At 35.4% G+C, this 24,342-nt stretch carries 22 protein-coding genes and 1 pseudogene; 9 read left to right on the top strand and 14 right to left on the bottom strand.

All coding sequences use genetic code 11. From position 1 onward, the window contains the following. Positions 1–41: 41 nt before the first annotated feature. The 6 genes from FFM65_RS10200 (at position 42) to FFM65_RS10175 (ending at position 6,148) form a co-directional block, all read left to right on the top strand. Positions 42–734, top strand: coding sequence for a response regulator transcription factor (locus FFM65_RS10200; protein WP_119318644.1), 693 nt, complete (start codon positions 42–44; stop codon positions 732–734). After that, complete coding sequence (locus FFM65_RS10195; RefSeq protein ID WP_119318643.1) at positions 731–2,119, top strand: sensor histidine kinase; 1,389 nt, start codon at positions 731–733, stop codon at positions 2,117–2,119. Before FFM65_RS10200 ends, FFM65_RS10195 begins: the two co-directional genes overlap by 4 nt. Before the next feature lie 437 nt (positions 2,120–2,556). Further along, entirely contained in the window at positions 2,557–4,059 is a 1,503-nt protein-coding gene (locus tag FFM65_RS10190) for an AMP-binding protein (RefSeq protein ID WP_119318642.1), read from the top strand. 3 nt (positions 4,060–4,062) lie between these two features. Then, complete coding sequence (locus tag FFM65_RS10185) at positions 4,063–4,872, top strand: ABC transporter permease subunit (protein WP_119318641.1); 810 nt, start codon at positions 4,063–4,065, stop codon at positions 4,870–4,872. Beyond that, the gene (locus FFM65_RS10180) at positions 4,872–5,594 is read left to right on the top strand and encodes an ABC transporter ATP-binding protein (protein WP_119318640.1); all 723 of its coding nucleotides are present in this window, start codon (positions 4,872–4,874) and stop codon (positions 5,592–5,594) included. The genes FFM65_RS10185 and FFM65_RS10180 overlap by 1 nt, the downstream gene beginning before the upstream one ends. A 137-nt stretch (positions 5,595–5,731) precedes the next feature. Beyond that, positions 5,732–6,148 (top strand): protein-export chaperone SecB, encoded by a 417-nt coding sequence (locus tag FFM65_RS10175; RefSeq protein ID WP_119318639.1) that lies wholly within the window; start codon positions 5,732–5,734, stop codon positions 6,146–6,148. Positions 6,149–6,237: 89 nt separating this feature from the next. Here the strand turns inward: FFM65_RS10175 and FFM65_RS10170 are convergent, their stop codons facing one another. From FFM65_RS10170 to FFM65_RS10125, 9 genes and pseudogenes are all read right to left on the bottom strand, one after another. Next, positions 6,238–6,744, bottom strand: a complete 507-nt coding sequence (locus FFM65_RS10170) for a helix-turn-helix domain-containing protein (protein WP_119318638.1) — start codon at positions 6,742–6,744, stop codon at positions 6,238–6,240. Between the two features lie 155 nt (positions 6,745–6,899). Further along, entirely contained in the window at positions 6,900–7,877 is a 978-nt protein-coding gene (locus tag FFM65_RS10165) for an aliphatic sulfonate ABC transporter substrate-binding protein (protein ID WP_162897989.1), read from the bottom strand. Further along, positions 7,874–9,391, bottom strand: coding sequence for an AMP-binding protein (locus FFM65_RS10160; protein ID WP_119318637.1), 1,518 nt, complete (start codon positions 9,389–9,391; stop codon positions 7,874–7,876). The genes FFM65_RS10165 and FFM65_RS10160 overlap by 4 nt, the downstream gene beginning before the upstream one ends. Beyond that, a pseudogene (locus FFM65_RS12470) lies at positions 9,348–10,523 on the bottom strand (acyltransferase). The gene FFM65_RS10160 and the pseudogene FFM65_RS12470 overlap by 44 nt, the downstream one beginning before the upstream one ends. 694 nt (positions 10,524–11,217) lie before the next feature. After that, positions 11,218–12,600, bottom strand: coding sequence for an argininosuccinate lyase (gene argH, locus FFM65_RS10145; protein ID WP_119318635.1), 1,383 nt, complete (start codon positions 12,598–12,600; stop codon positions 11,218–11,220). Continuing rightward, complete coding sequence (locus tag FFM65_RS10140; protein WP_119318634.1) at positions 12,597–13,838, bottom strand: argininosuccinate synthase; 1,242 nt, start codon at positions 13,836–13,838, stop codon at positions 12,597–12,599. The genes argH and FFM65_RS10140 overlap by 4 nt, the downstream gene beginning before the upstream one ends. Positions 13,839–14,113: 275 nt before the next feature. Further along, positions 14,114–14,926 (bottom strand): SDR family NAD(P)-dependent oxidoreductase, encoded by an 813-nt coding sequence (locus FFM65_RS10135; protein WP_119318633.1) that lies wholly within the window; start codon positions 14,924–14,926, stop codon positions 14,114–14,116. A gap of 325 nt (positions 14,927–15,251) precedes the next feature. Beyond that, positions 15,252–17,585 (bottom strand): glycoside hydrolase family 65 protein, encoded by a 2,334-nt coding sequence (locus tag FFM65_RS10130; RefSeq protein WP_119318632.1) that lies wholly within the window; start codon positions 17,583–17,585, stop codon positions 15,252–15,254. 261 nt (positions 17,586–17,846) lie between these two features. After that, positions 17,847–18,101, bottom strand: coding sequence for a RodZ family helix-turn-helix domain-containing protein (locus tag FFM65_RS10125; RefSeq protein WP_057813635.1), 255 nt, complete (start codon positions 18,099–18,101; stop codon positions 17,847–17,849). A gap of 153 nt (positions 18,102–18,254) precedes the next feature. Here FFM65_RS10125 and FFM65_RS10120 point away from each other — a divergent pair, with 153 nt between their 5' ends. Next, positions 18,255–18,479 carry a transcriptional regulator gene (locus FFM65_RS10120; protein WP_119318631.1) on the top strand — a complete coding sequence of 75 codons (225 nt, stop codon included), beginning with the start codon at positions 18,255–18,257 and terminating at the stop codon, positions 18,477–18,479. Positions 18,480–18,548: 69 nt separating this feature from the next. Here FFM65_RS10120 and FFM65_RS10115 read toward each other — a convergent pair whose 3' ends face one another. From FFM65_RS10115 to FFM65_RS10105, 3 genes are all read right to left on the bottom strand, one after another. After that, positions 18,549–19,061 (bottom strand): hypothetical protein, encoded by a 513-nt coding sequence (locus FFM65_RS10115; RefSeq protein ID WP_119318630.1) that lies wholly within the window; start codon positions 19,059–19,061, stop codon positions 18,549–18,551. 360 nt (positions 19,062–19,421) lie between these two features. Next, positions 19,422–19,874, bottom strand: coding sequence for a flavodoxin (locus FFM65_RS10110; RefSeq protein WP_162897988.1), 453 nt, complete (start codon positions 19,872–19,874; stop codon positions 19,422–19,424). Between the two features lie 62 nt (positions 19,875–19,936). After that, the gene (locus tag FFM65_RS10105) at positions 19,937–20,545 is read right to left on the bottom strand and encodes an NAD(P)H-binding protein (protein WP_119318628.1); all 609 of its coding nucleotides are present in this window, start codon (positions 20,543–20,545) and stop codon (positions 19,937–19,939) included. A gap of 178 nt (positions 20,546–20,723) precedes the next feature. Here FFM65_RS10105 and FFM65_RS10100 point away from each other — a divergent pair, with 178 nt between their 5' ends. Next, positions 20,724–21,293, top strand: a complete 570-nt coding sequence (locus tag FFM65_RS10100; RefSeq protein WP_119318627.1) for a sugar O-acetyltransferase — start codon at positions 20,724–20,726, stop codon at positions 21,291–21,293. 50 nt (positions 21,294–21,343) lie between these two features. Here the strand turns inward: FFM65_RS10100 and FFM65_RS10095 are convergent, their stop codons facing one another. Then, a complete protein-coding gene (locus tag FFM65_RS10095; RefSeq protein WP_119318626.1) occupies positions 21,344–21,952 on the bottom strand; it encodes an NAD(P)H-binding protein in 609 nt (202 codons plus the stop codon). Between the two features lie 151 nt (positions 21,953–22,103). Continuing rightward, positions 22,104–23,159: a baeRF8 domain-containing protein gene (locus FFM65_RS10090; RefSeq protein WP_119318625.1), complete on the bottom strand. Its 1,056-nt coding sequence runs from the start codon at positions 23,157–23,159 to the stop codon at positions 22,104–22,106. A gap of 235 nt (positions 23,160–23,394) precedes the next feature. Here FFM65_RS10090 and FFM65_RS10085 point away from each other — a divergent pair. Then, a partial coding sequence (locus FFM65_RS10085; RefSeq protein ID WP_137610117.1) for an RNA-guided endonuclease TnpB family protein occupies positions 23,395–24,342 on the top strand: 948 nt, incomplete at its 3' end.

Here is a 24,342-nt window from a genome sequence, read left to right as displayed (position 1 = left end):
CTACTATAATTATAGAAAATATTGTTTGGGAGATTTTATTAATGAAAAATACAATTTTAATTGTCGAAGATGAGCGCAGTCTTTCCAGTTATGTTAGTAAAGAACTCCAATTTGAGGATTTTGATGTCATCGTCGCTAATGACGGAATTGAAGCTTTAGATCTCTATGAAAAACATCAAAATGATTTGTTATTGATTTTATTGGATTGGATGTTGCCAAAATTAGACGGTATGGAAGTTTTACGTCGAATCAGAAAGCACGACCAAGTTCCTGTAATCGTTATGACGGCCAGAGATTACGTTGGTGATAAAGTTGCCGGATTAGATAATGGTGCAGATGACTACATTACTAAGCCTTTTGAAATTGAAGAATTACTAGCTCGAGTTCGTGTCATTAAACGTCGTGCTCAAAATATGTCTGAACCTGACCAAACTTATCAAATCGCTGATTTAACTTTAAATACCAAATCACACCAAGTCACTCGTAACAACGAAAACGTGCAATTAACCCGTCGTGAATATGATTTATTGCTGTTCTTCCTACAAAATATCGGCAAAGTATTTACTCGTGACGAATTGCTCGACAACGTTTGGGGTGAAGATTTTCTTGGTCAACAAAATGTGGTCGATGTATATGTAGGATATTTACGAAACAAAGTTGATGGCAAAAACGATAAACCGTTGATTCAAACAATTCGTGGTGTTGGTTATTCGCTTGAGGATGTTAACAAATGACGAAGAAAAAGTCTCTGACCTATCAAGAACTGATAAACAACGCAATTCGTAAATTAGTTATCATCATTACATTAGCTATCAGCGCTTTGATTTTGGTAGTAGTTGGCGTACAGCAATATTCGCAAACTGTCCATGAAGCACGTGGTCAAATGATGAGTTTGTACTTTTCTAATATTGACGACGTTCCCGGTTTCATTCAATGGAGCAATCAAAACAATCGCCACACAAAACAAAATACGGTTATTCGAGTCAAAACTAAGAAATCATCTATCACAGCAGCTTCGGATCGAGCCGGTCAACAAATCATGACGACTTCAGCTTCTAAAAAATTCATCAACCAACATAAATTCAGTATTTTTCCAGGGCAGCACATCGTCTACGTTCAAAATTTTGGATTCTTCTTGTTCTATCAAAAAAAGGACAACGATACGACTTATCAACTGTGGACTAGCCTATCTCGTTTGATCAACAGTTTGATTTTGTTATTGATTTTAATCAGTATCATCGTTTTCGTCACTCTAGGATTCGGTACATGGTGGGCCCAACGTTTAGCGGAGAAACTCAGTGCGCCAACAATTGACTTAGTCAACGAAACTCGCAGCACGACTAAGGACCCAGACTTCGATCAACCTAAATTAACAGTCCCAACTAGCCCTCAAGAAATCAAAGAATTGGGCGATGCCTTCAATGAATTGCTCGATACCCAAAACAAACGCCTGCAACGAGAAAGAGATTTTGTTTCTAACGCTTCGCACGAATTGAGAACACCAATTGCAGCTGTGCGCGGTAATTTAAATTTGATTAAGCGCCACGGTGACAAACATCCCGAAGTGATTCCCGAGTCTTTAGGCTATATCGATGAAGAATCTTTGCGGATGCAACATCTAATTGAAAACTTACTCCACTTATCTCGAGCCGATCGAGCAGAATTAGTTTTAGAAAAAATTGACTTATCAGAAATCACCAACAGTATCGGTCAACAATATAAAAAAACAATTGCTCAAAAATTAAACTTAGATATTCAACCTAACATACACATTTTGGGCAATGTCGATGCTTTGAAACAAGTTACAGTAGCATTGTTAGATAATGCTAACAAGTATTCGCCAGATAATACTCCAATCAAATTGTCACTTAAACAAAATGGTTCAAAAGTAGATTTATCAGTAGCTGACCAAGGTATCGGTATTCCTGACGATCAAAAGCAACTCATTTTCCAAAGATTTTACCGAGTCGACACTTCTCATTCGACCGAAATCAAAGGAAGTGGTCTGGGATTATCAATCGTTTCACAATTAGTTAAATTGAATAACGGTTTGATTAAAGTTCTCGATAACCAACCACGCGGTTCTATTTTTAAAATTGAATTTGATGCAGATAAGTAAATATATAACTGTGACGCCGTCCTTAAATTATTGCCAATAATAAAAATTACAAGGATTTTTCGGACGACTAGATTCAAAAACGGCACCTATCCAGATTGGATAGATGCTTTTTATTTACCTAAAATCAAAAATAAAACCACTATTTAGTCCGGAATAGCAAAGAAAATTGGCTCAGTAGTGAAATTTCTCTTGGCAATTTATTGCCTAGTGAAAGGTCGAGCTTGAAGACTTTGCCCGGTCTTGGGCTTAGCAAAGGCTACAAGTTGCGTCGGCAGCGTTCCAGCCAATCACAGGGCTTGTGCGGAAGACGGTATTTTACACTACACCACTATCTTTCTAAGAAATTCTTATTAAACCCTTACCAAACCTAAGTAGTTACCTCACCTCAATGATTGTAGACTATGTTTATTCAATCGAAAGGACATGGTGACTTACTTATGTCAGAACTTACTGAAAGATTACAACAACAATTAATTGCTGGCGCTACTCGTCCTTTAATGCAAGATGCAAATCAGCATTGGTACACTGGCAGTGAACTTAACTTAGAAAAAAACGTATGGAAAAATTATTGGAAAAATAAAGGTATCGGCCACAACGATATCGTTTTAGTTAGCTTAACAAATTCAGTTACTTACTCATTAGTTATTCAAAGTCTTTGGGAAATTGGTAGTATCGTTCAAACCTTGAATCCTGCTGCTACTGAAATTCAAATCAGTGAACTTGAAGATCAATATCATTATTCAGCTATTATTTTTGATTCAGATGTTAAAGAATTAAAATTCTTAAACGATATTTTTACTAACCAACCTCGTTTGACAACTTTACACGAATCAGAAGTACAAATCTTCGTTCGTAATAAACACATCGCTCATTTGGCAGAAACACCGGAAGATGACCAAATCGCATTGATTATGCATACTTCTGGTACTACTGGCAAACCTAAACGAGTTGGTCTAACTCACAAGCAACTTTTAGCCGGAGCTTTTAACGTCATCGATAGTGAAAAACTAACGGATCAAGATAGCACTTTTATCTTAATGCCAATGTTTCATATCAATGCCATGGTTATTTCTAATCTAGCTACTCGTTTATCTCACGGACAATTATTATTCCGTCCCAAATTCAGTGCTCATCTTTTCTGGAAGGAAGTTAGTAGTGAAAAGGTAACTTGGGTGTCATTAACGCCAGCCATCATCGCCATCTTATTGCAACGTGATGAACAACCAACTCACACTAACTTGCGATTTCTCCGGACTGCTTCAGCCCCTCTCCTCCCAAGCATCCATGCACAATTTAAGCACCGCTTCGATATTCCACTAATTGAAAGTTATGGTATGACTGAAGCTGCTAGTCAAATTGCCCAAAATCCACTCGAAAAACCAATTCAAAAAACGGTTGGTAAAGTAGTTGGTACACAAATCAAAATTTTCGATAATAACTATCATGAAGTCGGAAAGAACAAAATCGGACAAATTGCTCTCAAAGGCGACAGCGTCATTACTCATTATTTGGACCCTCAACCCGAAGCTTTCCACGATGGTTGGTTATTGACCGGAGACCTTGGTTCACTAGACGATAACGATTACTTACACATCGCCGGTCGTAGTAAAGAAATGATCATTCGCGGTGGTAAAAATGTTAATCCACTAGCCGTCGAAGATTGCTTACACAACTTGAAATTTATCCGTGAAGTAGCCGTCGTTGGTACTCCCGATTTAATTTATGGTGAAACTGTCACCGCCGTTATTGTCCCTAAGAAACTCAGTCATGATCATCGCCACCAATTGGCGTTGTTGAACGAATTAGCAAATGAGCAATTATTACCTGTTGAACGTCCCACAAAGTACATTTTTAGTACTGAATTGCCTAAGAATGCGACGGGAAAAATTCAACGTACACTTCTAGCTCAAGAAGTGGTTCAACAACAAAAGGAGGCCTAACCGATGCAAAAACCTGTGACTTTAACGACGACACGTAAGAAAATCAATCTGCCAGTCGATAAAATTTTGCCTTTCTTAATTCCTATTATCGTAATTTTGTTTTGGCAAGTTAGTAGTACACTCGGTTGGTTATCAAGTTCAGTTTTACCCTCACCTCTAGCTGTTCTTCAAGATGGTATTAAACTAACGCAATCTGGAGAACTACCTAAAAATCTCAGTATCAGTCTTTATAGAGCTACTGTTGGTCTCTTAATCGGTGGTGGTGTTGGTTTTATTCTTGGCTTTATCAATGGTATGTCCAACACTTGTCGCTTATTATTTGATTCTTCAATTCAAATGTTTCGTAATATCCCCCATTTGGCTTTGATTCCATTAATCATTCTTTGGTTAGGTATCAATGAATCAGCCAAGATTTCACTAGTTGCGATTGGAACGATGTTTCCTGTCTATATCAATACTTTCCATGGAATCCGTTCAGTCGATCCAGATTTGATTGAAATGGGTGAATCATACGAACTTTCGAAACGCCAAATGTTTTTCAAAATTATTTTCCCAGCTGCTTTACCACAAATTCTCGTTGGTATTCGTTATGCCTTAGGTGTAATGTGGACTACTTTGATCGTTGCTGAAACTATCTCAGCTAGTTCAGGTATCGGATATATGGCCAACAATGCGGAAGACTTCGTCGATATGGAAACCGTTATTTTATGTATCGTCGTCTATGCCGTACTTGGTAAAATTTCTGATTTAGTTGCCAAAAGTTTTGAAAGTCTCTTATTAGATTGGCAAAATACTGGAAGGAGCAATGCTTAATGAATAATTCAATGATTACAATTAAAAACGTAAATAAAACTTATAATAATTTAACTGCTTTACACGATGTAAATTTAGATATCAATCAAGGTGAATTCATCGCCTTAGTTGGTATGAGTGGTGGTGGTAAGAGTACCTTGCTACGCCTCATCGCTGGATTGGAAAAACCTACGAGCGGTTCAGTCCAAATCAATTCAACCGATACAAAATCTTTGATTCGTGTAATGTTCCAAGAAGATAGATTACTTCCCTGGATGTCCGTTTTAGACAATTTATCCTTTGGTTCAAAAGATAAAAATACTAAAGCGCATGCCAAAGAATTACTCGATTTAGTTGAACTGGGAGACTATGCTGATCACTTCCCTAACCAATTATCTGGTGGTCAAAAACAACGTGTCGCCTTAGCTAGAGCTTTAATGAGTCATCCTAAAATTTTATTATTGGATGAACCTTTAGGAGCTTTGGACGCTTTGACAAGACGCAAGATGCAGGATTTAATTTTAGATATTTGCAAGAAACAAAATCTAACGACTATCTTAGTTACCCACGATGTCGAAGAAGCTGCACGCATGGCTGATCGTATCGTCGTCATGAAAGATTCAACTAATACATATGAAGAAGATTGCCCTAAGAATCGCAACGCTGGTCAAATTGGTATCGTCGCTGATCGAGTTCTTGGTGAAATCTTGGAAGAACCCGAAGTACAACAACAGACTGCTTAATCAAAAAAATCCTGAAATTATCTATTACATCGAAAATAGATATTTCAGGATTTTTTTTGATTAAATATTGTACCTAAATTAATGTTAATAATTAGGAACCATGCTAGTATTGTAAGAAATGACTGGAGAAAAAGCTTATGAATATGACTAGTAAGTATTTACAGTTTGATAATCCTACCGTTCTAAAATTTGATTTCCAAGTTAATGACGATTTTGATTTTGAAAATGACTTCGATTCCGCTGACATTGGTACCTTAGTAGAAATGCCTAGTGAAGAAGAGATCGACTGGAATGACGACATCCCTGTTTACTTAACTATCTTCATCAATCAAGAGAACGACAATGTTCCTTATACGATTACTGCTAGAATCATGACGCTTTTTCAAGTCTCTGAGCTTCTTCCTCATAGTGACGCCTTACAATTGTTACAAACAGATGGAGCTTCAATTTTATTGTCATATTTAAGACCAATGGTTTCGATGATGACTTCTGCCAGCGGTTTTCCAGCAATGACTTTACCAATATTGGATTTTTCAGATAGTGATAACAACTAAAAAATGACATTGTGTTAATTCACAGTGTCATTTTTATTCAGAACAACGATATTTATTAAATCCTTTAATTATCATTAGAAGTTTTACTATTAATCCTTAAATCCCAACCAAAAACTGATCAAAAAATCAATTACGAATAGTGCTAACAAAATAATACCAAAAAATACTGCTCTTTTATTGAGACTACGATCAATATACTTCCATTTAATATTCATTAAGAGACCCAGCAGACTAACTATTTCTAAAATTGACATCCCAATATTAATTGCACTATTAGTCACATTAAATTGCTTTAAAAGAAATAAACCAATAATTCCTAAGCCAATTCCGCCAAAAATAATAGTTTCAACATGATTTAATCTTATCTTTCCGTCATCTTTAAACTTATTCATCAATTCTTCATCTCCTCGAATCAACTCATCTAAGGAAATATCAAACAGATCACTGATTGCCACTACATTATTAAAACTAGGCAAACTGCCACCATTCTCCCATTTAGAAATCGATTGTCGAGAAATATTTAGTTTTTCGGCTAGATCATTTTGTGACATGTTGTGACGTATTCGCTGTTGTTGTAGTTGCAAACCAATTTTCATCGAAAAATCCCCCTTTGATTACTTAATATTTTATCTTGACGGAGATAATTTAACTAGAAGTTGACGGTTGCTTTTGATTGGTAAAGTGAATTTTATCGTTATATCATCGTTACATTTAATAGCAAAAAAAGACGACCAAGCGGCCGTCTCATTTATTACTTATAATCTCCAGAATCGCTAACTGTAACTTTATTTTCAATCAAACCTTCTTCATAAAATAAATCAGCAATCTTTTGTTCTTCTTTAGCATACGTGTTATTCATTGTACTGATTCCATAAGTTCGACGTTCTACCATCTTCTTAACGACCGACTTGGAAACTTTCAACGACTTACTCATCATCGTAATCAACTCACTGTGATTGTTGTTAGCCCATGTCATATCTTCTTGTAGATACTTAATCAAACACTTCGAAATTTCAGTATTCTTCTTGGCATAACTTTGCGTTGTTAAAATGTAATCACGATTGTTGGTAATTCCAACACCATTTGTCACTAACTTAGCATTTTGTGTCAATTGCGCTTGAGCTGTGTATGGATCCCAAGTTGCCCAGGCATCAACCTTCCCTTTAGAAAAGGCTACACTAGCACTAGATTGATCCATGTTGACCCAAGTGATGTCATCAGCACTCAGACCGGCTTTCTTCAAGGCTGCTAGCAACATGTATTGAGAACTAGTTCCTTTAGTATAGGCAACTTTCTTACCTTTCAAATCTTCAATTGAAGAAATGCTTGAAGATTTCTTAACCAAGATACCAGAGCCTTTAGCCTTCGATGAACTGGCAGCAACATAAGTCAGTTTAGTACCAGTTGAAAGTGCTGAAACTGGAGGTGTATCACCGGTTCTAGCATAGTCGACACTACCAGCTTTCAACGCTTGCATTAGAGAATTTCCATCAGAGAATTCTTTAAAGACTACTTTATAGCCTTTCTTCTCCATCTTCTTAGAAAATTCACCGCGTTGTTTGGCGATATCGAACGGATCACCTTTTTGATATCCAATCGTCACTGTTTCTAATCCAGAAGTAGCAGCCCCGGCATCAGTCTGTTTAAAACCATAAATGGCAATCGCTGCCCAAAAGACTAAGACGACACTGATCAATAATTTTTTTAAATTTCTCTTTTTCTTACTCATCCAGCACTCCTAACTAACGTTGACATAACTTGTTGGCGTAATTTCAAACGAATAACTTTACCTGTAGCATTACGTGGATAATCCTTCACGAAGAAAATTCTCGTCGGCTGTTCATAAGTAGCTAAAGTTTCTTTAGCATGAGCAATGATTTTTTGACGTTCTAATTCTTCATCTTGTTCGCCATTACTGATCACAACTGCCGTCACTGCTTCACCATATAGCGTATCTGGTGTACCAATAACGGAAACTTCTTTAACAAAACTCAATTGACTCAAGACATTTTCAACTTGGGCGGGAGCAACTTTTTCGCCACCATGGTTGATGATGTCTTTTTTGCGTCCTTTAACGAACAAGTAGCCGTCTTCGTCCAAATATCCTAAATCACCAGTTAAGAACCAACCATCTTTGAACGAGTCCGGATGTGGATCTAAGTAATCACTAATAACATGGTCACCACGGACAACAATTTCACCGATTTGTTTAGGACGTTTAGTAATTTGGTCATTAACCATAATTCCTAAGTCAGTTTCAAATGGCTTTCCAGCTGAACCAACTTTTGGTGCATCAAATGGATTGATCGTACATTGGCTAGCAGTTTCCGTCATCCCATATCCTTCCAAAATTCTCGTATGGAAACGAGTTTGGAAGGCAGTCAATTTATCGAGTGGCAAAGCAAATGATGAACATCTAACAAAACGTAATCTAATATCATCACTATAACTTTCATTAGCTTTTTGATTGATTAACAAAATATTGACGATAGTTGGTACGACTGATACCCAAGTAACATCATTATTTCTAACTTGGTTCCAAAACTTAGATGCACTGAATTTTTCAGCAATTACTAACTTGCCACCAGATAATCTAGTTGCCAAAATCACTACGGCTTGAGCATTGATATGAAACATCGGCATAACCAACAAACTAGTATCTTCAGATGTCATCTTGTGGCTTTCAATATCATGTTTGACACCATTTAACAAGATTCTATGCGTCAAGCCAACACGTTTGGGCTTACCAGTAGTTCCAGAAGTATTCATAATCAAAGCCAAATCATCTTCTTCAGGGATTCTGGCATCGTGCCCCATCAAACTACGGTCGCGAATGATATGTAATAAAGAATAAGTTTGCAAATGTAAAGCTGAAACAATCGCCACACGATCATCTAAAGCCGCATCAACTAATGTTTGTCCAACGATAGAAGCCACATAATCATGTTCTTTTAATTCTTGTTGCAATTCCTTTTCTGGTGTTGTGGCAGCGACTGGATGCATCACGGCTCCAACTTCCCAAAGCGCTTGTGTTATTAAGGGATAAGCTGCGGTATTGGCCAAGCAAACTAGAACCACGTCACCATATCCGATGTGTAAGTCTAAAAATTCCTCTCGCAACATCCGAACATCATCAGCAACTTCAAAGCCTTTATACCAACGATTTCGTTTTTCATCCTTAATTATTTCTTGATTCATATTATTCCTTAACTGCTTGTTTAATTGATTCGTTATTTTTGACATTTTCAACTACTCCTTTAGCTTTTTTTGCACTAAATATGTGTTGTGGGCGTCCAATCAAAATTCCAAATGGTGGCACCTTGTAACAGAACCAAGAAATTAAGAATGATCCTCCTAACACGAAAACGTAACCGAATGGCAATAACAACAACGTCACGATTGAAGGTAAATGGATCATATTCAATATTCCATAAAGCATTGTTACCGGAATTGTTTGGACTAAATAAATCCCAAAGGAAACTTTTGACATATTTTTAATAATTTTTTCTAACCAATTTGGAAAACCATGATTTCTAGCATGAGCATATTGACGACCAATCCAGAAGACAAATGCAATCATAAACGTGTCATAAATAAAAATTAATGGTTGATGAATTGATAAACTGGCACTCAAACTAAGTTTCAAAATATTGATATTTCCAAAGAATAATGCGACTGTACTAATTGCTAAAGCCAAAGTTGACCAGCCGATCATACGGTGATTTTTTTCGATAAAACGATCTACTTAATCATAGTGAATGGCCACGAAGGCGCCAGCAATAAAGTAAAATTGATATACTAAAATGTTTAATCCATAGGCTCTAAATAAATACCACCAACTGTCACGATCAACTCCTGGCAACCAATATTTAATTCCAATTACTAAGAGTAGTTGTAAGATGGCACTAACAGTTAAAACAGCCAAATGATGATTCTTAAATTTCTTAAACATGTACACCAACAATGGAAAAATCAAATACAACTGGAAAGTAACAATAATGTAGTACATGTAAAATTTGTTACCATGAATAATTGCATCAAATAAATTCTGGAAGTAATTAGGCCAATTCAAGGCAACCCCAGCTGTAATAGTCGTGAACCACATCATAATGGCATTCCAACCAATATAAGGAATCCCAACGCTGATATAACGTTTCTTCCAAAACTTCAGCCAATGATGTTCTTTATTGTAATAATTTAGTACCAAAACCAGTCCTGTCATAAACATGAAACCCATTCTGGTAAAGTGAAGTGCCAAGTGAGAAGCTTCTAAGAACAATTCACTACCTGACCCACTGCCGACATTATTTCTAAAGGCGGTCGTTGTATGATTCAACAACACCCCGCCAATGAAAAGAACACGCATCAGGTCCACTTCATGGAGATATTTCTTTTTTCTAGTTTTTACTTCAGCCAAAAAGTCACCTCTGTTACATTTCTTACCGTTTCTAAAGCATATATAAGTTATAGCATCCCAGTAGTGGCGCGGTCTTGATGATTTGGTAAGGGTAAAATAAGAAAATCTTAGATAGAGGGTGGAAGACAACCGATTTAGAATTTTAGTCAATATTGGATGCCGTCCTCCATAGCAAAGAAAATTTGGCTGGAACAATGTGGGCACGACTTGGAGCCTTTGCTAAGCCCAGACCCGGGCAAAGTCTTCAAGCTCGACCTTTCACTAGGCAATAAATTGCCAAGAGAAATTTCACATTTGAGCCAATTTTCTTTGCTATTCCGGACTATATAGTGCTTTTGCTTTTTTACCTCTTAGTTACTTAAACAAAAAAAATAGGACCACTTTAACCACACAAAGTGATCAAAATAATCCTAATTTCAAAATTTTATTTACTTTGGTACGAATAGTAAACTGAATCAATAATCAAAGCGACAATAACCAAAGATATTATTAACAAGTATCTCTCAATTGAGAACGGGGGGTCTTTGCTTCTAAAGAGAACATCCTTTCACTGCATAAATCACTAAACATATTTTTATAGCAAACACCAATCAACGAAAAAAATCCTACTAGAATGCCTTAATCGACACTCATAGTAGGATTCTTTTGATTTTTATAAATCTAATTCCTCTTGAGCTTTTTTAATTTGTTCACGAACTTGTTTAAAGCCAGTACCGCCATAAGAATTTCTTCTTTCCACGGCAACCTCTGGTTTCAATACTTCATAAACGTCTTCTTCAATCAAAGGTGAAATTTTCTTAAAATCAGCCATCGAAATATCCTGTAAGTTTTGACCACTTTGGATACCTTTCAAAACTAATTCTCCAACAATTCCATGTGCTTGTCTAAAAGGAATCCCCTTCGTAGCCAAGTAATCAGCCAATTCAGTCGCATTTGAAAAGTCGTGCGTAGTAGCTTTGTACATGTTATCTTTTTTAACTTTAACAGTCGAAAGCATCCCGTTGAACACTCTCAAAGCTGGCAGAATAGTTTTGACAGTATCAAAAACGCCTTCTTTATCTTCTTGAAGATCCTTGTTATAAGCCAAAGGTAAAGACTTCATCGTCGAAAGTAATCCGAACAAATGTCCAAACACTCGACCACTCTTGCCACGGATAAGTTCTGCCATATCAGGATTCTTCTTTTGAGGCATGATAGAGCTTCCCGTCGTGTACTTGTCGCTTAGTTCCAAATAGTTGAATTCATAACTGACCCACATACTCAACTCTTCACAAAAACGTGATAAATGTAGCATCAAAATTGAAGCGTTACTCAAAAATTCTAAAGCAAAATCACGATCAGACACTGCATCCAATGAATTACCATAAACTTCACCAAATCCCAATTCATCAGCTGTAAATTGACGATCGATTGGAAAAGTCGTTCCGGCTAAAGCAGCGGCACCTAATGGTGAAATATCAGTGTGTTTTTGATTAAATTCTAATCTTTCCACATCACGTTTCAACATTGAATAATAAGCCATCAAATAGTGACCATAAGAAATTGGTTGAGCGTGTTGCAAGTGAGTATATCCAGGCATGATAGTCTCGACATTTTCATTCGCTAGTTTAACCAAAGTCGTTTGGATAGTCTTGATTTCTTCAATAATCTTAGGCAAACGATTCTTGACGTACAAATGAAAATCAGTTGCGACTTGGTCATTTCTTGAACGTCCCGTATGCAATTTACCAGCTACAGGTCCAATTCGATCAGTTAAAATACTTTCAATATTCATATGGATATCTTCGTTTTCAACTGTGAAATGGATTTTTCCTTGATGCAAATCTGTTTGAATATCCTCAAGTCCAGCAACTATTTTTGAAACGTCATCATGATTCAAAATTCCAGTTTTTTCTAACATTTTGACGTGAGCCAAAGATCCAGTTATATCTTCATCAGCCATTTGTTGATCAAAACTGATTGAAGCACCGAATTCATCTACCCAACTGTCGGCTTGTTGTGAAAATCTTCCACCCCAGAGCTTTTCGGTACTCATTGGTTCACCTCAGTATGGCTAGCTTCGTTCTTCTGTTGAGCAGCTTTTTCGCTAACTTGAGCAGAAACTTGTGTTGGAAGTCCCCATAGTTTGATGAATCCTTGAGCAGCTTCTTGGTCGAATGAATCAGCTGAAGTGTATGTTGCCAAATCCTTGTCATATAGGGAATTTGGTGATTTACGTCCTTGTACCAAAACATTACCCTTGAACAACTTCAACTTAATAACTCCATTAACGGTCTTTTGACTTTCATGCAAGAAGGCCAACAATGAATCCATCAATGGTGAGAACCATAGTCCGTTATAAATTGTGTCGCTCAATTGTTTTTCGATATATGGCTTAAAATGAGCTAAATCACGTTCTAGTGTCAAATCTTCAAGTTCTTTGTGAGCTTTCAACAAGACTGCAGCAGCAGGTGTTTCATAAACTTCACGTGACTTGATACCAACCAAACGATTTTCGATATGGTCGATTCTTCCGATACCATTTTCACCAGCAATCACATTTAGTTCTTGAATCATATCTGAGAACTTCATCTTTTCACCATCTAGTGAAACAGGAACACCTTGTTCAAAGGCAATTTCAATACTAGTTGGTTCGTCAGGTGTTTTTTCAATTGGATTAGTGATATCAAAAGCATCTTCTGGTGCTTCGTTCCAAGGATCTTCCAAAACGCCACATTCATTAGCACGACCCCAAATATTGGCATCGATAGAATATGGTGAGTCCAAATCAATCGGAATTGGAATGTTGTGTTCCTTGGCATATTCGATTTCTTCCTCACGTGACCAATGCCAATCACGAACAGGTCCTAACACGGTCATTTCTGGAGCCAAAGCGTGGATGGCAACTTCAAAACGAACTTGATCGTTACCTTTTCCGGTACAGCCATGGGCAATGGCAACTGCATCATTTTCTTTGGCAATTTCTACTAATTTTTTACTAATAAGAGGTCGGGATAAGGCAGAGAGAAGAGGATAAATACCTTCATAGAGGGTATGTCCTTGTAATGCTACTAATGCGTAATCGTCAGCGAATTCATCTAAAGCATCAATGGCGATTGCATCAACTGCACCAGCGTCAATCGCTTTGTTCTTGATAAACTCAAGATCTTTTCCTTCACCAACATTGATACAACATGCAATAACGTCGTATCCTTTATTTTTCAACCATGGAATGGCTACTGATGTGTCCAATCCACCGGAATATGCTAAAACTACTTTTTTTGTCTCTGTCATAATACTGTCTCCCTTTATTAGAAAAAAATTAATTTATGAAAAAGATAGTAGCACCTTATAAATTCTTTTTCAACCTTAAAATTAGAGAAAAATTAGACTATTTAATCTTTTCTAAGAAAGCTGGAGCTCAATAACGCCTATTTGATAAGGTTTTGAAAATTATTTAAAAAAAATAAAAAAATTTTGAATTTTCTTTTTTTTGATGAAATCTTCCATAATAAAAAAACATTACCAGAACACAGTATTATCCGTTATTCCGGTAATGTCTTTAATCTTTATTTCATCAATTTATTCAAGGCAAAGCGATAAACTCTTGGCATAGTTGTAGCCGTCAAAACCATTCCGTGATCAATAATTGAATGGTAATAACGACGTTTTGGATGAATATCGGTCGCTGCCTGATAAAATACTTTTGCCAAATCTTCAGCCGTAGCTTGGGTACCTTTGATTTTGTCGAATAGACCTTCAGTCTTATCCAATAAATTTTCATATGGAGAATCTTCTAATAAATTCTTACGCGCATTTTCAAAGGCAATCTTACTCCACTCTGACTTAGTCAACCCTGGTTGAACTATCACTGAACGAATCCCGAATGGCTTTACTTCTTGATCTAAAACGTCACTCCACATATTTAAACTAGCCTTAGTCGTATAGTACCAACCACCCAGGGCACTGTAAATATTGGCTCCGACTGACGAAATGTTCACGATTCGACCGGAATTTTGACGACGCATGACTGGCAATACTAATTGAGTAATACGATCTGCTCCAAACAAGTTGACATCAAATTGGCGCTTAGCATTCTCTACGGGAACTTCTTCAATTGGTCCAAATTCACCATAACCAGCATTATTGATCAAAACATCAATTCTACCTTGCTGCTTAACAACGTGATCAACCAATCCTCGAACCGACAGTTTATCAGTTACATCAAGCTTTTGGGTATGAATTCCCATTTCTGACAAATCAGCCAAACGTTCAACACGTCGTGCACCACCATAGACCTCAAATCCTTGATTTTTAAAATAAATGGCTGCTGCCCGTCCCATTCCTGACGAAATTCCAGTAATTACTACCACTTTAGTCATACAAACATCCTCCATAATTTCAGTTAGTTATATTTTAATATATTTTGATTAGAAATAATTTCATGAAAATGTTTCTGTTTGAAAACTGCCGTCATCCGCGAAAGCCCTGTGATTGGTTGGAACGCTGCCGGCACTATTTCTTTATTCTTTACATATATAAAACAAAAAGGACACCATTAGAATGCAGCAATAGTCCACAATTCTAATAATATCCTCTATTAATTTTCTGAAGTAATTTATATAAAGATAGATATCACTACCTAGTCGGGAGCGAGGTCCTAGAAAACGTTCGTCCTTTTTAACCTGACATCAATTAACACAACCACTATCTTTTAACTTTCTCAGGCACAAAATCATCAACTTCGATTTTAGAATTATCCGGAACTTGATACTCTTGACCATTGTTGACGAATTCAATCCCATCACCCACAACTTCTACTTCCATTTCATCATGTGTAATAGAAACTTTGACAATACTACCGTGCCAACAAATCCGATACTTCAAACTAGACCAGGCTTTAGGAAGATGTGGATCAATCCGTAATTTACCATTGGAAATCCTCACACCGCCGAAACCTTGAACGGTCATGCTCCAAATTCCACCACATGATGCTAAGTGCATCCCTTGAACGGATTTACCAACATGAACTCCCATGTCCGTCTCACAAGTCCATCTGTAAAATTTGTAAGCTTGGTCATCTAGTCCTAATTCATTAGCAATCATTGAATGTGGCGGCATAGACAAAGAAGATTCGTGAGTTGTTTTTGGCTCATAGTAATTCCAATTAGCCAATTTCACATCTTTATCAAAATAATCATCGAATAGATTAATCAATAACATCACATCAGCTTGCTTAGTAACTTGTAAATTATTAACTTGATCCAAATTATAATCTTTAAAAATCTCGCTGATTTGATCATTTATTTGATACTTGGTTACATCAATTTTTTTCTTAGAAAGATATTTGTCATCTTGAGGAATTACTCCTTGTTTATTTGGTTGTGGCAAATAAATTTTATTTACACGTGAAATCCAATCATTGTAAGCTTCAACTAAATCTAATTTCTTATCCAAAATCACGTAAAGATCTGGATGGTCTTCTTTCAAAATATTAACGACTTGAATAGCCTTTTGAATACACCAATGGGCCAAGTAATTAGTGTAAGCATTATTGTCCGCATGTTCTTTATACTCATCAGGTCCAATAACGTTAGTTATTTCATAGCGTTCGTGATCTTGATCATACTCCAAACGGCTGACCCAAAACTTGGCCGCATCCAAAATAATCTCGTAACCCATCTTTTTAGCAAAGTCACGATCATTGGTAGCATTCAGATATTCCATTACTGCATAAACGACATCACCAGTAATATGTTGTTCAATAAAACCAGACCAAACTTTCATCGGCTCACCAGTCACAATATCAGCAGAACCCCAGAGTGGAGCTGTTTCGCCATCACTAGGACAGGCAGCTTCCCAAGGAAATTCAGCACCACGGTAACCATTTCTAATTGCTTTCTTGTGAGCACCTTCTAGTCCTAAATAACGATACTCTAAGAGATTTCTAGCAATCTTAGGCATTGTAAAAATAAAATATGGCAACATGAAAATTTCTGTGTCCCAAAATGTATGACCTTTATAACCTTCACCAGTTAACCCCTTAGCACCAATATTCATATTTGGAGAATGTGGTGTGTTAGCAGCTAATTGATAACGAGCAAAGTTAATCGCTACTTGTGGTTCAATTTCATTAGATTTGATTTCAACAAAGCTCTTCTTCCAAACTTTCTTATCCCAAGCTCGAGCCGACTTTTGTAATAACTCATGGTAATTAGCCCAACTTGATTTCTTCAAACAATTAACTGAAGTTTCTGCCAAATCGTCATCTTTAACGTCTTGATCAATACTCGTGAAGACGTTACTATACTTCACAATTTGAAAGACTTGTCCGGCTGCCAAATCAACGTCATAATTTTCAAAAATCTGCCGACGTCCCATTTTGATATAAGGCTTGTCATTTAATAAAACTTCGTTCACAAACAATTTATGCATCGAATTAAAGACAAATTCAATCTTAGATTGTTGTGATTTTTCAGTTAATTGAATGAATTTACCTTCATAAAATCTCTTACTACCTTCCATAAGATGTTGCGTGCCACTGTTTGACTGTTGACCATCAATTCCTGATTTAATTTTTAAATCAATATCTTTATCAGCACTAATAGTTACTTTCGATGCCAACAAATGATAATTATCCATCGAAACGAAGCGAGTGAATTTAAAATTAACTTGCTTATAATCGATAATCCACGTAAATTCACGTGTCAATTCACCATTCTTCATATCAAGGTATTTATGATATCCCTTTACTTGACCATCTTTTAAATTTAAAGTTTTGCCATCAACTTGAAAGACCATATTCAACAGATCAGGCAAATTAGGAAGCTCTGTTACTTCACTTGGAAAAGCATCAAACGTCCCGGAGACGAACATATCACGTTTTTCATTTAATTGTGGTTCTTCCGTCACGCCTCTCATACCAACATAACCATTACCTTGAAACATAATTGTTTCAATTTTATTGATCATTTTAGAATCGTAATTTTTAGTCCCGATATACCAACTATTATTTTTATTTGTATCTACGCAAAATTCCATTTCTCATCGTCCAATCATTCAAGATATTTTGTCTAAATACTAGTAATGTCAATAACATGTTTAAACTTCCCTCATATGTATTGTAGTCGATTCTAGAGTCAATGTGAAAGCATTCCTCTTGCTAAAATGTAAAAAAACAGTCCTACATCAAGGTTGATGTAAAACTGTTCCGATTCCCTTTATATATATCTTTAATAACTTGATATTTATATTTTTATATCAAGTTTTAGACTACCCCATACGAATTTAAGTCTAACTTTTTTAGTTTCTTCTATTATTTGCTTTAAGATTCTTTAAGATCAAATCACTTAACTCTGTTAAGTCAGCACCGTATAAATCTGCTAAGACAAATAACAATTCGCCATCCAGAATTTTGTTCTTATCAGTTTCAATAGCACTCAAAACTGAAGTTGATGTTGAAAAATTATAGTTCTCTCGTACAGTATCGACTACCTGTTGCAAAGTTAATTCCTTAAAAAATCTCTTAGTACGTAAATATCTTCCAATTGTCATCATATGTCAAATACAACCTATACCTTTCATATATGATATTTTAACCTAAAATACAAATTTTTCAATAAATATTTTTGAAAAATTTGTATTTTTAGTTTAACATAATACTGTTCCTAAATTAAGGAAAAAGGCTTGAGTTGGAGATTACACATAACTATGTATAACAATCAATATCTAAAGGCTTTTTTCACTCTAAAAAAAATCAAACAGAGTGATATTGCCAAACTCTTGGAAAAATCTACATCAACTATTCGTCGAAAGAATGATGATTTAGGTTTTACCCAAAAAGAGATTTTACTCATTCATGAGAAATATGACATCCCCATCGAAGCTTTTTTCTATGACAGTTCCGATGAAAAGGATATCAAAAAATTCTTATAGAAACCTTAAAAACAATTTTTCTTAAGAATTTTAAAAAAACGTGGGCGAAAACCCGCGTTTTTTTTGTTCTTATTGACTAATATCTTGTTGCAACTGCCCTAAATCGCCATTATCGGACAATTTTTGATACTGTTGATAAGCTTGATACCAATTCCCATCACTGACTGCTTTTCTCAATGGAGTGTAATCTTCATTAGAAAAAATTTCTGCAGCTGCTTTTTGAGATTGCTCCTTAGATAAAGAAGAAGAATCTTCGATCAAAGTGGCAGTTTTATTCTGATTATTAGCAGCGGACATAATCTCGGACATTTTCTTCTTGCCCAAGATAGATGCTGCTCGATCAATTTTTTTATCTCTTTGCGCATTACCATTTTTCTTTGATTTAACTTTTTTTACTAATTCTGATTTGACTACTTTATCACTCGCCGTGTCATTACCAGTAATGTTTCTGATTGCATTATTCAATGGGAAAAAGAAAATGACGCATAAAACTAAGATTACTAATATTGAGACCAATGTGATGATCAATGGCTTTTTATTACTTTTACGATGACGCATTTTATCACCCATTCCTTTCGTCATGATAGTATGTCATCAAATATCAACAGTTTGCAATTGATTTGACCAATTAAATTTTAATATCTAGAATTTGAATATTTTATTATAAATATTGTTGATATAACAGTCTTTATTATTTATAAACTAATCTACTTAGTATTTTTTTAATGTTTACCCTTGTAAATTAGAAAAATATTAATTATAATCAATTACAACCACTGTTGATAACATTGGTTATCTCCGCTGGGGGTAGCCAATGGAATCCATTATTCAATATCAATTAATCGTTCTCCCATATTACACACAAAAATGGTTAATTGGTTATATAAACCTCAAAAAGTTGAAGCCGCTTGGATAATTCCCGATCCGAGTGGCTTCAACTTTTTATTTGTCATTTAAAAATGTCTTTAGTTTTTCATCATTAAACTGATATCTAAAATTATCTGTCACAACAGCTTGTTTTGCCACTTTTTTTACGGAAGGCAAAGACTCACTGGCACTTGATCCACCAGTTGTTGTGAAAGGAACGATTTTTTTATTCGAAAAATCATACTGTTCAAACAAAGTGTGGAATATCATTGGAATTTTTCCACTCCATGTCGGATACCCTAAATAAATCGTGTCATATTTTTTCAAATCTGGAATTTCTTCTTTGATCTCAGGATGAATGTCATCTTCAAATTCTTTCATCCCAACTTTAGAATACTTGGAATATCCTTCTGGATAAGGATTTTTAGCTTCTAGACGATAAATATCAGCCCCAGTAATCTCCTGGACTTTTTGAGCGGCCTTTTTAGTATTATTAGAAAGTGAAAAATAGATAATTAATTTTGCCATTACACTACCTCGCATCATTTTCCTTTATCTTAATCCCTAAAGTCGACTTCAGCTCAAGTAAATTATGCTTCTTTTCGACTAATACCTAAGCTTTCTTCAGAACCTAGCTTTTCATCTTGAGCTAATTTCACTACGAAATCGGCCACACTGACAATCGATACATCCTGACTCTTATTTTCTTCACCGTCAGCAGTAACTTCATAATTCAAATCTTGACCATTATCAAAATTTCCTGGACGAATTATCGTATAGTTCAATCCAGAATCAGCTACCATCTGTGCTGCAGCTTGATAATGCTTCAAAATAGCATCTTCAGTCAAATTACCCGAAGCACCATCACTGACTGGTACATCGTTGTATAGTCCCATTGAGCTGGCAAAAAGAATCCGCTTGATACCAAGTTTCTTCATTCCATCGAGAATTCGTTGCGTTGATTGCTCCAGATTGCTATCCAAAGCTACAAAAACAACCTCATTACCCTTCAAAGCTTCCATTAAAGGTTTATCATCAATGACATCCCCTTCAATGGTACGTTCACGCTTTTCATCAATAGACAAAATACTAGTATTGCGAGCCATCAAAGTTAAATAATCATCAGTCTTTTCCAGAAAATACTTGGTGACCTTTTGACCAACTAAGCCAGTTGCACCGATTATTAGAACATTTGTCATTTAATCTACCTCCGAAATTTATTTACACTTCTATCGTACCGCTTTGAGTAAAATTCAACCTAAGTAAACAATTATTTTTCACATTTTCAACTAAATTTATCGTTTTCAAAGATTTTTCTAAAATTTTCACAAGTATGCTATCCTTAGTATATAAATTATTTGGGAGATGCTTAAAAAAATGGATATTGAACAAGATCCTGCGTATCAGCAGATGATAAATGGAGAACTTTATTTAGAATCAAAACCTTTATCCGATCTACGCAACGATGTACGTACTAAATTAATGAAATACAATTTAATTGCTGACAGTGACGAGCGCAACGAAAAGATCAAGAGCCTAATGAAATCAGTTGGTGACAGATTCTTCGCTGAACCAACGCTTTACTTCAGTTACGGAGTCAACATTACTATTGGTAACCATTTCTATGCTAACCACGATGTAATGCTCTGTGACGAAGGAAAAATCACTATCGGTAATGATGTTAAGTTTGGACCCAAAGTTGGTCTTTACACACCTAAACATCCCATGGACCCAGCAGTTAGAAGGACCGAAGCCGAAAGAGTCGCTCCAATTACGATTGGAAATGATGTTTGGGTTGGAGGTGGCGCTAGCATCTTGCCCGGTGTCACTTTAGGAAACAACGTTATCGTTGGTGCAGGATCAGTTGTTACTCATTCATTCCCTGACAATGTTATTGTTGTCGGCAATCCCGCAAGAATTTTAAGAAAAAATGAACCTCAAAAATAGCAAAAGACCTTATGAGAATTTGTGTTCTCACAAGGCCTTTTTATTTATTCTTAAATTTTACGACTGATAGCTATATTGTCACGAGCATCCAGCTGGTCATTGCTAGCTAGACGAAGAATTAGATCAGCTACACTATTGCGTGAAACTGTATCAACTTGGAATGGTTTACCATTATGATCAATTTGATAATTCTTAATATCTGATCCATCGTCTAACCAACTAGGACGAATAATCGTATAATTTAAATCCGAGTCTTCAATTCTAGAAATAACTTGTTGATATGGTTCTAAAATCGAACGTTCAGTTAAATTACCAGATGCTCCGGCATAAATAGGTACCTCGTTGCAAATACCCATTGATGTTAAAAATAGAAAACGCTCAACATTTGCTCTGTCCATAGCCTCAATAATCTTTTGGATAAGACGCTCTTCATTACTATCCAATGAGACCAAAACTACATCGATTCCTTTCATTGCAGCATCCAAAACATCTTTATCAATAATGTCTCCCTGATATACACGTTCTCTTTTCTCATCAATCGTCAAAAGATTCGTATAACGTGCCATCAAAGTAATATTATCATCAGTTTTGTTCAAAAAATACTTAGTAGCAAGTTCACCCATGGCGCTAGTTGCACCAATAATTAAAATATTTTTCATAGTACTCTACCTCCGATTTTTTACTTCTCCGTTACAAGTTCATTTTAACCCCTTCCTAAAAAGTTTGTTAAGAAAAACAAATTTACAAGTCGTAAAAAAAGAAGCTTAGAATCCTTTTTAAAAAGAATTTTAAGCCTCTATTAGTTACCACTTAATACAAAATGGCATTCATACTAGAATAACGATTAAAATTTGGTGTATAAATAACTCGACAATTAATCTTATTTAATAAAGATTTTATCAGTAATTTATTGTGAGCAATTGAATATGATTTACCATCATTAAATGAAATTAACGTCTGAACATCGCGATTATTAAGAGCAAATTCAATAATATTCAAATCATTCAACAATTGATTCCCTTTATGAGCTGAGATAATCTTCTGCTTGATTGATTCAATTCTGGCTATTCTTTCAAAAGCATAATATTCGGATATTCTTTTTTTTAATTCTGAATGAGATAAATTAGCCACTGAATCATGAATAATTCCACTCACATATTTTCGATTAGCATATAAATTCAAGAAATTATCCAAAGCCGTTGGCAAACCTGTTATTAAAAATTCGTAGCCATATTTTAAATGAAGATTTTTCAATTTTCGATCTAAGTAACGATAATAAATCAGCTGTTCTTTTTCTTGCTGCTCGGACTTAGTATGATGTCCGTGATAAAAAGTCGCTCCACCTACAGAACGGAAATTGATTTTAGATTTAACGTCAAAATCATCATAATAATTGGAAAAATGAGTATGTAACCCCTCTAACTTAACTCTTTCCAAACTACTAACATCATAAATTCGAATTCGGTCACGACTTAAATCAATCAAAAAATCAGCTCGATGAATCTGCTCTTCAGGTAGTAATAAGTCTTGAATCAAGAAAGTACTTCCAACATGCGACTTAGCTGCCACTTGATGTTCCACTTCACAAATTTCTATCGCTTCATTATTGGCAAAAATCAGTAAGGCAGTCTTAGTCTCATTCCATAATTTTCGATCAAGGATCAATGACTCCAATTGTTCAACAGCTTTAATCCACTCCCGACGTGGATATTGATTTAATTCTTTTTTTACTTCTTTCAAGAGGTTTTTGTATGTAATCAAATTCACTTCTACCTGCTGGGTCTGCTGATAGATTGGCATAATAATACTGATTTTGGGCTCAATATCAGATGAGAGTAATTTCATTAAATTTTTTGATAACTTCATAGTTTCACCTCACTAAATTCTTATCGTTATTATTAGTATAATATGATACTAGCATGTTACCTTGTGAACTGTCTAACATTTTCTATAGATTTTTTTATAAAAATCGCTAATTGAGAAAACACGGTAATTTATTGCCGTGATAAATCAATGATTTATGCGATTTTAGATGTTTTCACAAACATACGTTCCCCTTGTGTGATATAATTACGATACCAAATCATGGGAGGAGGTTCATATGGTCTTAAAGGGTATTAAATTACGCATCTATCCCGATAGTTACCAGAAGGAACTGATTGAATATAACTTTGGCGCTAATCGTTTCGTTTGGAATAATATGTTAGACATGATGATCAAACGTCATGAAAATAATCCTGATTTGAAATCTTTGAAAGCATTTGATTTGAATTACATTTTAACAACTTTCAAAAAAGAACATGTTTGGCTAAAGAAAGCTGAAAGCACTAGTCTTCAAGTTTCTAATAAAGACTTATTTGAAGCGTATAAGGGATTCTTTAGTAAAAAACGTAAATTCCCACGATTCAAAAGTAAGAAATATCCAAAACAAAGTTATCAATCTAAATTTGTTAATAACAATGTTGAAATCATTGATGATTCTTATATCAAATTACCTAAACTTGGAGTAATGAAGTATAAGAACAAGAAGGTTATCCCTAGTATCATCAAGTACGTGACTATTCGTAAATCATCAACTAACAAGTACTATGCAATTCTTACAGTTGATGAAGAAATAGCTCAATTACCAAAAACAAACAAGTCTGTCGGTCTTGATATGGGTGTTTCTGATTTAGTAATCTGTTCAGACGGAAGTAAGTATAAGACTATCCGTTTTGATAAGAAACTTGCCAAAAAGAAACACTATTGGGAAAAACGATTAGCAAGAAGACGTACTCAAGCTCTAAAGGATATCCAGTATAAAAAGAAATTTGGATTGATTGATCCAAAACCTTTAGAACAATACTCAAACTATATGAAAGCTAAACTAATGGTAGCTAAGTATAGTGAGAAGATAGCTAATCAAAGAAAAGACTATCTCCATAAAATAACTCGTGAATTAGTTGAGAATAATGATTTGATTGTTATTGAAGATTTGAAAACCAAAAATCTTCTCGGCAATCATAAACTATCACGTGCCATCGCTAATCAATCATGGAGAGCATTAAGA

This window comes from Companilactobacillus formosensis (assembly GCF_005405305.1).
Classification (GTDB): Bacteria; Bacillota; Bacilli; order Lactobacillales; family Lactobacillaceae; genus Companilactobacillus; species Companilactobacillus formosensis.
Note: the sequence above shows the minus strand (reverse complement) of the source record. Positions and strands in the feature narration are given on the sequence as shown.

What these genes read in the sequence shown, in the direction of transcription:
- FFM65_RS10200 (WP_119318644.1), top strand. Translation starts at nt 42, where the DNA reads ATGAAAAATACAATTTTAATTGTCGAAGATGAGCGCAGTCTTTCCAGT.
- FFM65_RS10195 (WP_119318643.1), top strand. Translation starts at nt 731, where the DNA reads ATGACGAAGAAAAAGTCTCTGACCTATCAAGAACTGATAAACAACGCA.
- FFM65_RS10190 (WP_119318642.1), top strand. Translation starts at nt 2,557, where the DNA reads ATGTCAGAACTTACTGAAAGATTACAACAACAATTAATTGCTGGCGCT.
- FFM65_RS10185 (WP_119318641.1), top strand. Translation starts at nt 4,063, where the DNA reads ATGCAAAAACCTGTGACTTTAACGACGACACGTAAGAAAATCAATCTG.
- FFM65_RS10180 (WP_119318640.1), top strand. Translation starts at nt 4,872, where the DNA reads ATGAATAATTCAATGATTACAATTAAAAACGTAAATAAAACTTATAAT.
- FFM65_RS10175 (WP_119318639.1), top strand. Translation starts at nt 5,732, where the DNA reads ATGAATATGACTAGTAAGTATTTACAGTTTGATAATCCTACCGTTCTA.
- FFM65_RS10170 (WP_119318638.1), bottom strand. Translation starts at nt 6,744, where the DNA reads ATGAAAATTGGTTTGCAACTACAACAACAGCGAATACGTCACAACATG.
- FFM65_RS10165 (WP_162897989.1), bottom strand. Translation starts at nt 7,877, where the DNA reads ATGAGTAAGAAAAAGAGAAATTTAAAAAAATTATTGATCAGTGTCGTC.
- FFM65_RS10160 (WP_119318637.1), bottom strand. Translation starts at nt 9,391, where the DNA reads ATGTCAAAAATAACGAATCAATTAAACAAGCAGTTAAGGAATAATATG.
- argH (WP_119318635.1), bottom strand. Translation starts at nt 12,600, where the DNA reads ATGAGTACCGAAAAGCTCTGGGGTGGAAGATTTTCACAACAAGCCGAC.
- FFM65_RS10140 (WP_119318634.1), bottom strand. Translation starts at nt 13,838, where the DNA reads ATGACAGAGACAAAAAAAGTAGTTTTAGCATATTCCGGTGGATTGGAC.
- FFM65_RS10135 (WP_119318633.1), bottom strand. Translation starts at nt 14,926, where the DNA reads ATGACTAAAGTGGTAGTAATTACTGGAATTTCGTCAGGAATGGGACGG.
- FFM65_RS10130 (WP_119318632.1), bottom strand. Translation starts at nt 17,585, where the DNA reads ATGGAATTTTGCGTAGATACAAATAAAAATAATAGTTGGTATATCGGG.
- FFM65_RS10125 (WP_057813635.1), bottom strand. Translation starts at nt 18,101, where the DNA reads ATGATGACAATTGGAAGATATTTACGTACTAAGAGATTTTTTAAGGAA.
- FFM65_RS10120 (WP_119318631.1), top strand. Translation starts at nt 18,255, where the DNA reads ATGTATAACAATCAATATCTAAAGGCTTTTTTCACTCTAAAAAAAATC.
- FFM65_RS10115 (WP_119318630.1), bottom strand. Translation starts at nt 19,061, where the DNA reads ATGACGAAAGGAATGGGTGATAAAATGCGTCATCGTAAAAGTAATAAA.
- FFM65_RS10110 (WP_162897988.1), bottom strand. Translation starts at nt 19,874, where the DNA reads ATGGCAAAATTAATTATCTATTTTTCACTTTCTAATAATACTAAAAAG.
- FFM65_RS10105 (WP_119318628.1), bottom strand. Translation starts at nt 20,545, where the DNA reads ATGACAAATGTTCTAATAATCGGTGCAACTGGCTTAGTTGGTCAAAAG.
- FFM65_RS10100 (WP_119318627.1), top strand. Translation starts at nt 20,724, where the DNA reads ATGGATATTGAACAAGATCCTGCGTATCAGCAGATGATAAATGGAGAA.
- FFM65_RS10095 (WP_119318626.1), bottom strand. Translation starts at nt 21,952, where the DNA reads ATGAAAAATATTTTAATTATTGGTGCAACTAGCGCCATGGGTGAACTT.
- FFM65_RS10090 (WP_119318625.1), bottom strand. Translation starts at nt 23,159, where the DNA reads ATGAAGTTATCAAAAAATTTAATGAAATTACTCTCATCTGATATTGAG.